This is a genomic window from Shewanella sp. SP2S2-4 (assembly GCF_031932025.1).
GTDB classification, from domain to species: Bacteria; Pseudomonadota; Gammaproteobacteria; order Enterobacterales; family Shewanellaceae; genus Shewanella; species Shewanella baltica.
The window spans coordinates 29,726-43,822 of the sequence record NZ_JAUOER010000032.1 but is presented as its reverse complement, the minus strand read 5'-3'; the positions used below and the strand labels follow the sequence as shown (position 1 = coordinate 43,822).

Annotated in this window: 12 protein-coding genes and 2 pseudogenes; 8 read left to right on the top strand and 6 right to left on the bottom strand. The window is 44.1% G+C overall.

Annotated elements, in window-relative coordinates; all coding sequences use genetic code 11:
* Positions 1–33: 33 nt before the first annotated feature.
* Positions 34–951: a helix-turn-helix transcriptional regulator gene (locus tag Q4Q54_RS19730; protein ID WP_311989349.1), complete on the bottom strand. Its 918-nt coding sequence runs from the start codon at positions 949–951 to the stop codon at positions 34–36.
* A gap of 187 nt (positions 952–1,138) precedes the next feature.
* Between Q4Q54_RS19730 and panB the strand changes: the two genes are divergently transcribed.
* The 6 genes from panB (at position 1,139) to Q4Q54_RS19700 (ending at position 7,763) form a co-directional block, all read left to right on the top strand.
* Positions 1,139–1,981, top strand: coding sequence for a 3-methyl-2-oxobutanoate hydroxymethyltransferase (gene panB, locus Q4Q54_RS19725; RefSeq protein WP_259571392.1), 843 nt, complete (start codon positions 1,139–1,141; stop codon positions 1,979–1,981).
* Between the two features lie 136 nt (positions 1,982–2,117).
* Positions 2,118–3,269, top strand: coding sequence for a patatin-like phospholipase family protein (locus Q4Q54_RS19720; protein ID WP_311989348.1), 1,152 nt, complete (start codon positions 2,118–2,120; stop codon positions 3,267–3,269).
* Between the two features lie 242 nt (positions 3,270–3,511).
* Entirely contained in the window at positions 3,512–3,748 is a 237-nt protein-coding gene (locus tag Q4Q54_RS19715) for a hypothetical protein (RefSeq protein WP_311989347.1), read from the top strand.
* Positions 3,749–3,896: 148 nt separating this feature from the next.
* Positions 3,897–4,604 carry a YjbF family lipoprotein gene (locus tag Q4Q54_RS19710; RefSeq protein ID WP_311989346.1) on the top strand — a complete coding sequence of 236 codons (708 nt, stop codon included), beginning with the start codon at positions 3,897–3,899 and terminating at the stop codon, positions 4,602–4,604.
* A 10-nt stretch (positions 4,605–4,614) separates the two neighbouring features.
* The gene (locus Q4Q54_RS19705; RefSeq protein WP_011847261.1) at positions 4,615–5,400 is read left to right on the top strand and encodes a capsule biosynthesis GfcC family protein; all 786 of its coding nucleotides are present in this window, start codon (positions 4,615–4,617) and stop codon (positions 5,398–5,400) included.
* Positions 5,400–7,763, top strand: coding sequence for a YjbH domain-containing protein (locus Q4Q54_RS19700; protein ID WP_311989345.1), 2,364 nt, complete (start codon positions 5,400–5,402; stop codon positions 7,761–7,763). The genes Q4Q54_RS19705 and Q4Q54_RS19700 overlap by 1 nt, the downstream gene beginning before the upstream one ends.
* A gap of 109 nt (positions 7,764–7,872) precedes the next feature.
* Here Q4Q54_RS19700 and Q4Q54_RS19695 read toward each other — a convergent pair.
* The 5 genes and pseudogenes from Q4Q54_RS19695 to Q4Q54_RS19675 all read right to left on the bottom strand — a co-directional run.
* Positions 7,873–8,313 (bottom strand): annotated as a pseudogene (locus Q4Q54_RS19695) (tRNA-dihydrouridine synthase); the annotation flags it as partial.
* Positions 8,314–8,345: 32 nt separating this feature from the next.
* Positions 8,346–8,885: a dTDP-4-dehydrorhamnose 3,5-epimerase gene (gene rfbC / locus Q4Q54_RS19690; RefSeq protein WP_311989344.1), complete on the bottom strand. Its 540-nt coding sequence runs from the start codon at positions 8,883–8,885 to the stop codon at positions 8,346–8,348.
* Positions 8,886–8,901: 16 nt separating this feature from the next.
* A pseudogene (locus Q4Q54_RS19685) lies at positions 8,902–9,099 on the bottom strand (sugar phosphate nucleotidyltransferase); the annotation flags it as partial.
* 237 nt (positions 9,100–9,336) lie between these two features.
* The gene (locus Q4Q54_RS19680; RefSeq protein WP_311989343.1) at positions 9,337–10,698 is read right to left on the bottom strand and encodes a GAF domain-containing sensor histidine kinase; all 1,362 of its coding nucleotides are present in this window, start codon (positions 10,696–10,698) and stop codon (positions 9,337–9,339) included.
* The gene (locus tag Q4Q54_RS19675; RefSeq protein ID WP_311989342.1) at positions 10,695–12,236 is read right to left on the bottom strand and encodes a DUF3369 domain-containing protein; all 1,542 of its coding nucleotides are present in this window, start codon (positions 12,234–12,236) and stop codon (positions 10,695–10,697) included. The genes Q4Q54_RS19680 and Q4Q54_RS19675 overlap by 4 nt, the downstream gene beginning before the upstream one ends.
* 259 nt (positions 12,237–12,495) lie before the next feature.
* Between Q4Q54_RS19675 and Q4Q54_RS19670 the strand changes: the two genes are divergently transcribed.
* Both Q4Q54_RS19670 and Q4Q54_RS19665 read left to right on the top strand, forming a co-directional pair.
* The gene (locus Q4Q54_RS19670) at positions 12,496–12,942 is read left to right on the top strand and encodes a copper resistance protein NlpE (protein WP_311989341.1); all 447 of its coding nucleotides are present in this window, start codon (positions 12,496–12,498) and stop codon (positions 12,940–12,942) included.
* Between the two features lie 167 nt (positions 12,943–13,109).
* Positions 13,110–13,817 (top strand): HutD family protein, encoded by a 708-nt coding sequence (locus Q4Q54_RS19665; RefSeq protein WP_311989340.1) that lies wholly within the window; start codon positions 13,110–13,112, stop codon positions 13,815–13,817.
* Positions 13,818–14,097: the final 280 nt, after the last annotated feature.

Genomic DNA, 14,097 nt, shown 5'->3' with positions numbered 1-14,097 from the left:
ACTTTTATTGACCTTCGTCGATCACTCGCGACATTACTTTTTTATCTGTGGCTGTTTATCTTTGTATTTTTGGCACTGTACTTTTGGCACTGTACTTTGCGCTAACAGGTATTGACTCGGAGCGACGCCCATCAACTGTCTGAACATATAACCAAAGGCTGAACCCGAGGCATAACCTAAAGATAACGCTGTAGTGAGCACTGATTCACCTCGGCTGAGCATTTGAATCGCCACCTGCAACCTAAGCCTTTGCAACCATTGGTTATAACTTAGCCCAGTTTGCTGTTTAAATAATCTCGCTAACGTGCGGGCCGAGGCGCCGACCTCCCGCTGCCAATCCACCAAAGTGCGTTGCTCGCTCGGATCTGCAAGCAAAGCCTCGGTAATGCGCAGTAATTTTTTATCCCTTGGATAAGGTAAATCCAAGGCGACCTTTGGCGCGAGCACCATAAAGTCACGGATCACCATCAAGAGCCGTATAACGCTAGCCTTAAAATCGGGATCAATCAGCCCAGCCTCATTCTGCACTAAGGCATTAGCCTCTTGTAGTAGCAACTGCAAAACAGGCTTCACACTTAAACAAGTACAGTCGGGTGGAAAACCGCCTATCTGGGTGTCATCCAAATACAAACTGCTCAATTGCACCTGACTTAGCGCGATAACCTCATGATCGACAAAGGGAGGCACCCACACTGCTTGTTCAGGCGGCACAATGTAACGCCCAGCAGGCGTGATCACACTCAACACACCTTGGCTGGCATAAATGACTTGTCCCCAAGAATGACGATGGCGCTGCACATGCTCAAACGGCTTGAGCGCTCGCTTAAGCAACATGATGGACGCGCTTAGCCCTGCGGCGGCTAAACGTGAAGGTGCGACCTGAGTGTACTGAGTGATGTGCTGCTGAGATAAAGGAGTGTCAGTTACTTGATTCAAGGTGTTATCGCCCAAGGTGATTTTTATATCGAAGCTTCTTTTCGTATTATCGAGCCTCTTCCGTATAGAAGTGACTTTTTGTATAAAAGCACTTTTCTGTGTAGAAGTGTCTTTTTATCTAGACATTAAGTCAATCTATCGAGCTAACGCCAAAGCGGCAAGCGCTAACATGCCCTCTCAGATTTAACGAATTGGAGATGACATGAGCATCCACATGAATAAAAACCGGGTTACGCCCGTCACCTTACAAAAAATGAAAGGTAAAACGCCCATAGTTGCCCTCACCGCCTATGAAAAACCGATGGCGGAACTTATCGATCCCCATGTGGATATGATTATCGTCGGCGACTCCGTCGGTATGGTGGTTTATGGGCAAGACTCTACACTAGGTGTTACCTTAGAAATGATGATTAATCATGGTCTTGCTGTCACTCGCGGCGCAGCACATGCCTGCGTGATTATCGATATGCCCTTTGGGAGTTATCAAGAATCGCCTCAGCAAGCCTTTAGACATGCCAGCCAAGTATTAATACGTACTGGCGCGCAGGCGGTAAAACTCGAAGGGGGCGCAGAGATGCTCGACACTACTCGCTTTTTAACCCAGCGAGGCATCCCTGTGATGCCACACATAGGACTGATGCCACAACACGTCAATCAATTGGGTGGATTTAAAACCCAAGCAAGGGATGCCGCCGCCATCGAAGCCCTCGTTCGTTTAGCAAAAGACTTTGAGCAAGCAGGCGCTTTTAGCATACTGATTGAAGGCACATCCGAGCTCGCGGCGCGCACAGTAACGGCAGAAGTCTCAATCCCCGTAATCGGCATTGGCGCCTCACCCGCCTGCGATGGCCAAGTGCTCGTGACTGAGGATATTTTAGGCTTATTTTCTGACTACACGCCTAAATTTGCCAAACGCTATATCGACCTAAGCCCCTTAATCACTCACGCCTGCGCCGAATACGCCAGAGAAGTGAGAACCGCTGAGTTTCCAACAGCAGAGCATTGTTTTGGCCTCAGCCAAACGACCAAGGTTACAGCGGATTAATTATTTAAAGCGAAATATTGCAGCAATCGAATAAACTATAAATCGAAATTTGCAACTAATTGAGTCTACCGACTTGCTTTTTATAGGGGGGCGTTGCTTTAATAAAACTATTAAAACAATAAATTGAGTCTGAAGATTGCCTACATCAACTGCATTAGTCTTAGGTGGCGGCGGCGCAAGAGCCGCCTATCAAGTCGGCGTGCTAAAAGCACTGGTTCAGCTTTATCCGCGTAATCATGGCATTCCCTTTAAAATCATTTGTGGCACCTCGGCAGGTGCCATTAATGGCACTTCCATTGCTACCCATGCTTCCTGTTTTCATCTTGGTGTCAAAAAGCTCGAATGGGTATGGCGCCATTTTGAAACTCGCAAAGTCTATCGCGCATCCATCACGGGCGTGCTTGGTCACCTAGGGAAAATGGCTCTCAAAGGCATGCAGGATGATAAGGTGAATACCGACGCCGGCAGTCTGCTCGATAACGATCCACTTCGAAAACTGCTCAATGAATTAATCGATTTTAAACGCATCGACCGTAATATTCGCAGCGGCGCACTCACCGCACTCAGCGTCGATGCCTCTTGCTACAACAACTCACGCTCAGTAAGTTTTTTCCAAGCTTCACGGGATATTGAAAACTGGACCCGTGCTAGACGCAGCGGCGAACGTATGATGCTCAACACTGAGCACCTACTAGCCAGTTCGGCCATCCCTATGGTGTTCCCCTCGATTAAACTCAACCAAGCCTATTATGGCGATGGCTCGGTCCACCAGCTGGCACCGCTCTCAAGTCCTATCCATTTAGGCGCCGAAAAACTCTTAGTTATTAACTTAGAGAGTCCTCACAAGCATTTCCCAATGGAACTGGAATATCACCCGAAAACGGCATCCATAGCGGGCCATCTGCTCGATACGATCTTTTCCGACACTTTAAATAGCGACCTTGAGCGACTTGAAAGGATCAATAACACCTTAAGCCTGATTCCTGAGTCAAGCCGCAACAAACTCGCCTTGCATCCAATTAAAACCTTAGTCATCAAGCCCAGCGAAGATCTCAGCAAAATTGCCGCCCGCTTCTACGATGACATGCCATGGGCAGTAAAAACCTTACTCGGTTTTATCGGCATTGATAGACAATCAGATTCTAGTATCGTGTCCTACCTATTATTTGAAAAAACCTACACCAGCGCGTTAATCGACCTAGGCTACAAAGATGCCATGGAGCAAATCGACGAACTTAAAGCGTTTTTTGGTTTAAAGTCAGAAAATAGCGCAGAACCTCATCGCTAACAGCTATGATGCAGAACTCATACTAAAACTGATTTATAAAGGTGAGTTTGTTTAGCTGTTCAAGTCTAAGATGAATGATACAACTCATTAAAATAAATGGGCTTAGTTTATAGCTAAGCAAAATTTCAATCGAAAGCCTGAATCCTCTTTAGGATTTAAGATTGATCATTTAGCTAGTATCCCCTATCATGTTTTACTAGATTAGCTAAAATCACTTAAATTTTTTCTAAAAGGGAATCACGATGAAAAAAACTTCACTAGCACTTATCGTTGCAATAACAGCATTAAGCTCTATGGCTGCAAATGCAGCAGACGGCGGAGCTGCAGGTACAGGTACTGCTGCAAGCACTAGCACTGGTGTTATTGTTGCTGGTAGTGTAGCTGCTGCTGCTGCAATTGCTGGCGCAGTTGTAATATCTAACAGCTCTGATGGTAACCCAGTTACAACTTCTAATAGCAACACTACTGGTACCAACTAATCCGTCTGGTGCAGCTATAAAACAACCGCCTATTGGCGGTTGTTTTTTTTTGCTCGTTTAGAGAAAGTGAGAATCACTTCATTTATTGAAATAAGTCTCAGATATCTCTACATTAGATATTTATTACTATTGAGAATAAGCAACTCGGATGCGTATAAATAAAAAATTAATCTTACTCACAGCCTCAGTTGCATTAATGGGTATTGCCGGCTGTAGTCAACGAATTAGCGCCCTCAACGATACGATTAAATTAGCTTTAATTGGAGAGAGCGATATTAAGCTCACCACCGAGCAAATAGAAGCCAATCCCTACGCTAGCATCTATGTCAAGATAGAAGATATACCTCAAGCATTTGTTGTTTTAGCCTTAGCAGAACCAAAACACACCCTCACCACTGTCAGACCAGCGCCAGAAGCAATGGAGCTAAAATGGCTCTCTGCAGATAAAGCAATGTTAGTGACTGTGAACGGGCGTTTGGTGAGAACTCATAGTCTGCTCACAGGCAATTTAGCCGCTATTGAAAGTTCAGAACCCGATCCTATTCTCCTAGGTCTGCATCTAAATAGCACGCCTAAGACTTGGACTCGCACGCTTGACTGGCAACCCGGCTACCATTATGGGTATAAACTTAATTCACAGTTTGATTTTATCGCTGAGGAAAAGATACTCATAAATGATACTCCCACTCAAGCATTGCATTACAGCGAGTTAGTATCTGTTGAAGGTCTTAATATTCAATATTTAAATGAGTTTTGGTTAAAACCGGATGATGGGCTCGTCATTAAAAGCCGCCAGAAGATAGCACCCAATCTGCCTTTTATCGATATAACTTTACTTAAGCCATTTGCATCTTAGTGGAACCATTATGAGATATTACATCGCGCCATTGGCACTTGTACTTAGTTCAGCACTAACGGCAACCGTTCATGCTGAAACCCAGTTATTCATCAGTACATCTACGAATCAGGATGCTCAGGTTCAACTAAACTACCCGACAGCAGTGCGAATAGAACAAATAGTACAAGACGGATTACAGCAACTCCCAGCATATAATAAAACCACGAATAAAGAGGTTGTTCCTATTTATTGGTTAGGTGCGGCATTACTCGATATTCAAAATACCGCCGCATTAGAAACGAAACGTCAGCAAGTCTTGAGCCAGTTAGCTAAAATGGGCCAAGTAAAAGACGACAGTGCTTACATCGCAAAACTGGCTAAGCTCGCACAACTTATTCGCAGTCTACAACTTGGGCAGCGCGTAATGCAGCCTCTGGATATTGACCTTATTCGTATCAATGATTCATACAATTCGCTAATTGATGGTCGTTTCCTATTAGTCTTACCGCCTCGTCCAAGCACTGTTACAGTGCTTGGTGCAGTAGCTCAAACAGGGGATTTGGCATGGCAAGGCCAAAAGACTAGCAAAGATTACCTCAAACAAGCAGGGTTACTCGATAATGCTGAAACAAGTTTTGTGTGGATTATTCAACCCGATGGCAAAGCGATAAAACAACCCATCGCTTATTGGAATCATCAAGAGCAAGATATTGCTCCTGGAGCAAGTCTCTACGTTGAGTTTTCAAGTCTATTTGATGACTACACTCAACTGAATGAAAACATTGTTGAATTACTCAGGAATCGGGCTCTGTAATGAAAAAGTCTAGCCACACAATCCATACCTTAGGCCGATTATCTGCACTGTCTTTGGCATTATTACCATTACTCCAGGTAACTGCAGATGAGTTTTCTTATCCAACACTGTTAGCCTCGCAATCAGATTTTGGTGGTGTTGGTTTGATGCAAATGCCAACAGGCCGAATGGCGCCTGAAGGCGAGTTTAATTTTGCGACTAGCTATAACGACGACTACCAGCACTTCACAGCCTCAGTACAACTGTTTCCTTGGTTTGAAACCACAGTACGTTATACGCAGGTACAGGATTTACTCTATAGTAACGACCCCAATTTCAGTGGTAACACTAAGTACACTGATAAAGGCATTGACTTTAAAGTTCGGTTACTTGAAGAAACAAATTGGCTCCCAGAAACCTCTATTGGTGTACGCGACTTTGGTGGCACAGGGTTGTTCGATGGCGAATTTATTGCTGCAACCAAACGGGTTGGCCCACTAGACTTCACTTTAGGTATTGGCTGGGGCTATATAGGTAATAGCGGTAACCTAACTTCAGATAAAAAGGATCTTAACTATAACTGCGATCGTGACACTTCCTATGGCGGTAAAGGGGGAACTGTTGATTATCAGCGTTGGTTCAAGGGCTGTGCTGCACTATTCGGCGGCGTTGAGTACCAAACGCCATGGGAACCATTAAGAGTAAAAATAGAGTATGACGGCAATGACTACCAATCTGATTACCCTGTCGTGCGTGGCCGCGATCGGAATGCTATGCCACAGGACAGCAAATTCAACTATGGTTTACTGTATCGATTTGGTGACTGGGTCGATCTGCATTTAAGTTATGAACGTGGTAATACTTGGACGCTCGGTTTTAGTTTACAAACGAATTTCAATACCTTAACTCAGATAAAGCGCGATCCTGCTGCAGCTAAATATAAGCCAATACCAGCGGCACCATTAACGCATGTGCAAACAGCAAATATTCCATTAGATAGTGTTAGCCCTTCAGAAAATATCATTGCGACGGCTGACACCAGCCTATACATCAAAGCAGAAATAGCTGACACTCATTTAATCGTTCAGCCTAAAGAAGCAATGTTAAAAACAACAATTGACTGGAATAAGGTATCTCAAGAACTGCAAACTATTGCTGGTTATAACAATGCCAAGATTTATCTCGATACCGGCAGTATTACTGTCGTTGGTGAGCAAACTAAATATCGTGATAGAAATGAAGCCCACCAAAGGGCTGCCACTATACTTGCCAATAATAGCGATCTGACTCAAATCAAAGAGTATCGCTTAATTGAGACCCATTATAGCCAGCCGATTACAGAAACGCGTATTGATGCAGAAAAATTTGCCCAAGTAGCAAGTTTTGGCTATCTGAATGCGAAGATAACAGACGCAAGTCAAGTCAGTGTCCCTTCATTACCTCAAGGCCAACTAGTTACAAACTCAGACAAAAATTGGTTAGACAAGCTTGGCTTTGATATTTCACCAACTATGGTGCAATCCTTCGGTGGTTCGGAAGGCTTCTACATGTTTAATATCGGCGTTACAGGTAGTGCCAACTATCGATTTACCGATAACTTCGAATTTGGCGGTTCTCTCTACCTTAATTTATACGATAACTACGATAAATTTTTATATGACGTGCCACCAGACGGCACCGACTTAAAACGCGTAAGAACCTTAATCCGCCAATATGTTCACGATAACCCAGTGAGAGTTAATAACCTGCAACTCACTTGGATGGACAATCTTAGCGATAATATTTCCTATCAAGCCTATGGTGGCTATTTAGAGATGATGTATGGCGGTGTTGGTACTGAGTTCCTATATCGCCCACTTAATAGTCAATGGGCCTTTGGGTTCGATGTTAACTATGCTAAGCAGCGAGATCCCGATAGCATGTTTGGGTTCTTTAAGGATGAAAATCAATTTGACCCTCTCACCAATCGTGCCTATCGAGTTCAGACTGGCGTAGTGACTGGACATGCAACGGCTTATTACCAACCTGAGTGGTTTCCTAATACCTTACTCAGAGTCAGTGCTGGACAATATCTCACCGAGGATAAAGGCGTAACGGTTGATTTCTCTAAACAGTTTGATAGTGGGGTTATCGTCGGGGCATTTGCGACTAAAACTAATCTATCGGCAGATGAATACGGTGAGGGAAGCTTTACTAAGGGATTCTATATTTCAATCCCATTCGATCTAATGACGGTTAAGTCTACCCATAGTCGTGCTTTCCTATCATGGATGCCGTTGACCCGCGACGGCGGTCAAATGCTTGGCCGTAAGTACAACTTGTTCGATGTAACTGATGCACGTGCGCCTTGGTATACCAGACCCAGTGTTGACCCCATTAAATAATCAGTACGCAGTTAAAACCTCAAAACGGGCAAGATAATTCTTGCCCGTTTTGTTTTCTGCCATTAGGACTAACTTACAATAGTAAAATCTGCACTGCCAAATTAGCTCACTACTTTATTGGCGACTTAATCCCATGTGGCGATGAACGTAAGTACTGTGGCGGCACTTTCACAGTTGCACCTAATATTGCTGCCGCATGCCAAGGCCAATGTGGGTCATAAAGCATAGTGCGAGCAAGCGCGATAGCATCGGCCTGCCCTTGAGCCAAAATCGTTTCCGCTTTATTAGCATCTGTAATTAAGCCCACGGCAATCACAGGTATGTTTACCTCAGCTTTAATGGCTTCGGCAAAAGGCACTTGAAAGTGCTCAGCGACAGGGATTTGTTGCAGCGGACTTAACCCACCAGTACTCACATGAATAAAATCGCAACCTCTACTCTCTAATGCTTTTGCCAACACTAGGCTTTGGGCTAAATCCCAACCACTCTCGACCCAATCGGTTGCCGAAATCCGCACACCGAGTGCCATTTTAGGCGATATCACAGCCTTGTCCTTTCTTTTAATACAAACCGTGATTGGCTTTATGATGGAGTACTGGCGAGGCTATCTCGCGTGGATAAAATCGGTGCGGTAATTAATGGCCAATCAATGGCAAACTCTGCACTGTTCCAAGCGACAACGCTTTCATCTTCAGGATCATAATATTGGGTACATTGATAAATAACCTCAGCATAATCACTGAGAACATAAAAACCGTGAGCAAAGCCCGGTGGGATCCACATTTGCAGATGATTCTCTGCTGATAGCACTCGCCCAACCCATTTCCCATAGGCGGCCGAGTCGGGCCTTATATCGACGGCCACATCAAAAATGCTCCCTGCACAGACTCGCACTAATTTCCCCTGCGGTTTACGCCGTTGAAAATGCAAGCCTCGCAGGACATTACGTTGCGAACGGCTGTGATTCTCCTGCACGAACACACATGACTCGAATCCACGCAGTGCAAAGCAGGCATCAAAATAGGATTGCCTAAACGTCTCCATAAAGAAACCGCGTTCATCCCCAAAGACTTGCGGTTCAAACACCAACACTTCGGCTAACTCAGTTGTGCTACATTTCATTAAATACCTGCTTATCGAGTAATGCCTTGAATAGCGGTAAATAATGGGGAGTGCAAATAATCAATATATCCCGAATATCAGACTGCATCAGGGTGACAAGTGGATAATAAATCATAGGTTTATCGTAAATGGGCAGTAATTGCTTACAGACAACCTGCGTCATAGGATAAAGACGCGAGCCAGTACCGCCCGCCAGTAAAATGCCTTTTCTCATTGAAATATTTAAGATTGATAAGCTAGGTGAAGTGTCCAGATTGTAGCATATAAAAGACGACGAGCCGGAAGAACGGATGACAGCAGATGAGTCAGTCGATTAACGAAAATAATGGCGCAATAGCCGTTTGCATTCCAAGCACTAAAAGAGGTTCAGCTTCAATAAGATGAATAAATCCCCTATTCAATAAAGACAAACGCATTTGTTGAACCTAGCACTCACCAATCTTCGCCCTTGCTACTGCTCGGGGATCAGCATCTCAATACGTAACCCCTGATTCGGCGCAGAGAAGAGTGACACATTTCCATTGAGCTTTTGGGTGACCAGATTATAAATAATCGACATCCCCAAACCTGTGCCACCACTTTGGCGCGCAGTGGTAAAAAATGGCTCGAATGCTTTGGCTTTCACCTCATCGGACATGCCTATGCCATTGTCTTGATAAGTCATCTTGATCTGTGCCCCCTCCTTTTCAACCACAATGACAATCTGTTTATCTCCGACAAAATCATCAGGGAAAGCGTGGCGAAAACTGTTAGCGACTAAATTGGTAAAAATCTGAGCGATGGCGCCGGGGTAGGAATCAATGAAAATATTGTCATCGAGTTCGACTTTTAAAGTGATGTTTTTCTTACGTATTAAGGGCTTTAATGAACTAAATATTTGGAAAATATAGTTCTTTAAATTAAAGCGCTCACGTTCCAATATCGATTGATCTGCGGCAGTGCGTTTAAAGTTATGAACTAGTTCTGCGGCGCGGGAAAGATTACGTTCAATCAAACATAAACCATCCTGCATTGTATTGATAAAACTGACAAACTTATCTTCATCGAGATCGTTTTTCTCGAATGACCCTTTTAGTAGCGATAACTCATCCAAACAATGGGTCACGGATGTTACCGCGATACCCAGCGGCGTATTCACCTCGTGAGCAACACCGGCAACTAAGCTACCTAAGGCGGCCATTTTTTCATTTTCAATTAAGTGCTTTTGGGTCGATTTTAAGGTCGATAGGGCCGTCTCGAGTTCCGTTGTTCGTAGTTCAACTTGATGCTCCAAATCGGTATTAATGAGTTTGAGCTGTTGTTGGTATTCGAGGATCTCTTTAGCACTCATGGCTCGGCCAAAGAGATCGGCCAGTGCCGAAGCAAACGCCTTCTCATCCCGCGTCCATTCCCTCGCCTCACCTTGATGCTCAGAACAAATAATCCCCACCATTTTGCCGTGGTGACGAATGGGGCTATCCAGCATAGAGGTGATCTGATTCGGTTTCAGGTAAGTGTCGACAAACTCTTTGGTGGCAGGATCCGTTTGCGCCTTGTTAGCGACAATGGTGCGCTCATTGTCGAGTAAGCTGAAATAATGGGGAAACTGCGCGCGAGTGAGCACTAACGCTTCTTGCGGCTGTTGGTGGTCGAGTAAATAATAACAAGCAATAGTCTGATTATCCTGACCAAACAACCAAATGCCCGCCCGCGTGATCTGTAATCCCTTACAGATTGAACTCACTATAAGTTGTGATGCTTGAATGAGATCGCCCTCATCAATAACCTGAGACTTACTGACATCAAATAGGATTCGATCAAGCATTCGGGTCATAGCGGTTCGTCCGGAATATGGATATGTAGGGAGGCAAACGCATCTAACAGTTTTAAACTCGCTTCACACAGTACGGGGTCAAACTGCTTACCCGATTGCGCCAAAATATACTCTCGCACCGCATCGACTGACCACGCCTCTTTATAACTGCGCTTGGAAAGCAACGCATCAATCACATCGACAATCGCCATGAGTCGGCCTTCAATGGGGATTTCTTCCTTAGCAATTCCACAGGGATACCCTTGCCCATCCCAACGCTCATGGTGGGTATAAGCAATTCGGGCACCCATTTTGGCAATAATACGATTTGATCCCGCGAGCAAGTTATAGCCTTTCTCCGCATGGGTTTGCATGATCGCCCATTCCTCGGCATCAAGTTTGCCTGGCTTATGTAAGATACTCTCAGGGATACCTATTTTACCGACATCGTGCAAAGGCGCAGCGTAACGAATCGTTTCGATAAAGTCCGCGTGCATGCCGATAGCAATCGCGAGCATTTCAGTCATGCGCGCAACCCGACGTACATGGGCTCCGGTCTCTTTACTGCGCTGCTCAATGGCATCGCCTATGATTAAAATCAGCTCCCTTTGCGTCTGCTGCACATTTTCACGGCCCGACAAATTCTCAAAGGTTAAGCTCACATTGGCCGCAAATAGCTCAAGAATACTGACTTGAAAATCCGTTAACTTAGTATTGTGCTGCAAATATAAAATACTGGTGACATGACCACTTAGCTCATAGAACCCAACGTAAATATTGTCACGAACGAGCGAGGTTTTTAGCGCGATAGCCTCGATAATATACTCACGTACATCCCCAGGTAGCGTCTCAACGCTGCCACCTTCACAGTAACTGATCATCTCACCCGTGGCGGCCAGAAGATTCATTTGGGTATCGAGGTAAAGGTCTTGATGATAGCTGGTGAGATAAAGGGCTGAGCTTTCAAGATTGAGTAACTGCAAAGTCTGTTCGAGCACCGCACTGCCAAAATTATGTAATGTATGACTTTTAAGTACCGAGGTGGAGGCAGCAATAACTTTCTCCATCCCCTTCTGGCTTTGCTCGATGATTTTAATATCGCGATAGGAACGCAGTGAAGTGTAGACACAAGACTTAAGCCGAGCCGCGGTAAGCTCTGTTTTGGCCTTGTAATCATTGATATCAAAGTCCCGAATCACTTGATCTTCAGGCGCCTGTCCCGGCTGGCCTGTGCGTAAAATGATGCGGGTGCTGTGATTATTTAATTCAGTACGGATTTTTTGAACTAGCTCTAATCCGGCATGGTCGGTTTCCATGACCACATCAATAAAAGCCAATGCAATATCCGTTTCGGTTTGAAGTAATGCTAAACCTTCAGCGGCGCTGTAACAGGAATAGAACTGTAATACCCGATTATCTAAGGTCAGATTTTTTAGAGCAAATCGAGTCACCTCATGGATCCCAGGCTCATCATCAATAATGGCAACTTTCCAAATGCCTTGTTTAGGCTTATGGGATTTATCCTCGATAACATCAGCACTTTTCTTAAATAACGCCACAGAACCACCGTCTACGATGAATAGTTAAGCTTTAGTATAGATTCAATCTCGAAAGTGACTAGTTTCAAAGGATAAATTATCATCTTATTGGTCACAGACTTTAGGCTAATAACTAACACTCACGCCACTTAGAATAAACACAAGTACAACTTAAGCTATTGTTATAAAATAGAAATAGCCAAAGTTAGGCTAAGCCAGCCTTGACGGGTATGATGAGTGCACTTAACCCGTAACACCCCGAAATTCTATTGGAGCCACTATGAACAAATCACTATGTTGCATCGCACTTCTGGCCTTATTTACCACGGCTTGCTCTGAAGCCCCAAAAGAAGACACAGCAGTCGATACGACCCAAGTTCAAACAGAAGCCGCTAAAACCGTCCCTGTCGGCGATACCAGCCAAAATTCACTCGATTGGGCAGGCAGCTATGAAGGTGTGTTGCCATGCGCCAGTTGCGAAGGTATTCAAACCCTGATCACATTACAATCTGATAATAGCTTTGTTCAAGAAACGGTTTATTTGGGCAAAGATGAGAAGATTTTAAAACTGATGGGTAAAGCGGCGTGGGATAAGAAAGGCCAAAAAATCACCTTAGAAGATGGCACACAATATCTGGTCGGTGAAAATCAGCTGATCATGTTAGATACTGAAGGCCAAAGAATTACTGGCGATCTAGCTGCTAATTATGTGTTGAAAAAGAAATAATAGCAGAATGTTTGTTTGAAGAGAGGCATCGCTATGCGATTATAAAATCGTGCAGTAACCCTCTAAAGATCAAATAAACTCAGCTCAATCACGGAAGCAATATAAGGCTCAAGGATGAGCGAACGACATTGTTATTAAGCCACTGCGGAAAATACAAAGACGAAGAAATGACTTTAGATAAACAAGCGCAACTGATCCGCTATCAAGATTGCCCATCAACGCCATGGAAAAATGGCGGTGGGAGCACAAAACAGCTACTTATTTCCCCCATCAATGCCGAACTTACTGAATTCGATTATCGGATCAGCATAGCAAGCATTAGCAGTAACGGACCCTTTTCATTATTTAATGGCATAGACAGACAACTAGTTATCCTAGAAGGTGATGGTATTCAACTCAGCATCGATAGCCATGAAGGGGCAAAACAGATAAATGACCTTGGTGCAGATGAAAGGATACAGGGAGACACAGATACAACTGAGTATAAACAACTCACGGCTATAGACAGTGCATTCTGCTTTGCAGGCGAAATCTCAATAACAAGCCAACTATTGGGTAGTGATGTTATTGATTTCAATGTGATGACTAAACGAGGCGTATTTAAAGCAGATACTCAAAGGCTTAACTTTGATAGCATATTTATAGAAGAACATGCTGCTATCACAAACAACAATAAAAAAGAGCACCACAAGACTGAAGCTGACACAACTATCATCCAACTACTCTGCTGCTTAGATATAATGACATGGGAGCACAATGGCAAGTTCATCAAGATCATGCCCTATGACATGCTTATCATTAAATCAGGCGAAGATATAAAGTTAGCAGCGACAGCACCAAGTCGATTACTTAGCGTCACCATTACGGCCTGTTAACCATCAAGCAAATAAGTGGGCACTAACTTCCTCTAGTAAAGCACAAGTTCATTGTTCGACCCCAAGATTGCTCTGCTCATTAGTGTCTCCACTATCATAAATCCCACCCACTTAGCCTTTCATTAAAAGTAAAAAAACATAATCAGAATTACATCCTTGTACTGGCTAATCATTGCTATATAGAGGTAAGTACTTCTCAGAAAGAGCATTAAGCACGATTAACAGGATCAGTTTTTCATAGTTCTAAATAGCTTGGCAAGTTAGTCATCACTATCAGCAA

Coding starts and splice junctions, on each gene's coding strand:
- Q4Q54_RS19680 (WP_311989343.1), bottom strand. CDS start 10,698: ATGACCCGAATGCTTGATCGAATCCTATTTGATGTCAGTAAGTCTCAG.
- Q4Q54_RS19700 (WP_311989345.1), top strand. CDS start 5,400: ATGAAAAAGTCTAGCCACACAATCCATACCTTAGGCCGATTATCTGCA.
- Q4Q54_RS19715 (WP_311989347.1), top strand. CDS start 3,512: ATGAAAAAAACTTCACTAGCACTTATCGTTGCAATAACAGCATTAAGC.
- Q4Q54_RS19665 (WP_311989340.1), top strand. CDS start 13,110: ATGACTTTAGATAAACAAGCGCAACTGATCCGCTATCAAGATTGCCCA.
- Q4Q54_RS19710 (WP_311989346.1), top strand. CDS start 3,897: ATGCGTATAAATAAAAAATTAATCTTACTCACAGCCTCAGTTGCATTA.
- Q4Q54_RS19670 (WP_311989341.1), top strand. CDS start 12,496: ATGAACAAATCACTATGTTGCATCGCACTTCTGGCCTTATTTACCACG.
- Q4Q54_RS19705 (WP_011847261.1), top strand. CDS start 4,615: ATGAGATATTACATCGCGCCATTGGCACTTGTACTTAGTTCAGCACTA.
- rfbC (WP_311989344.1), bottom strand. CDS start 8,885: ATGAAATGTAGCACAACTGAGTTAGCCGAAGTGTTGGTGTTTGAACCG.
- panB (WP_259571392.1), top strand. CDS start 1,139: ATGAGCATCCACATGAATAAAAACCGGGTTACGCCCGTCACCTTACAA.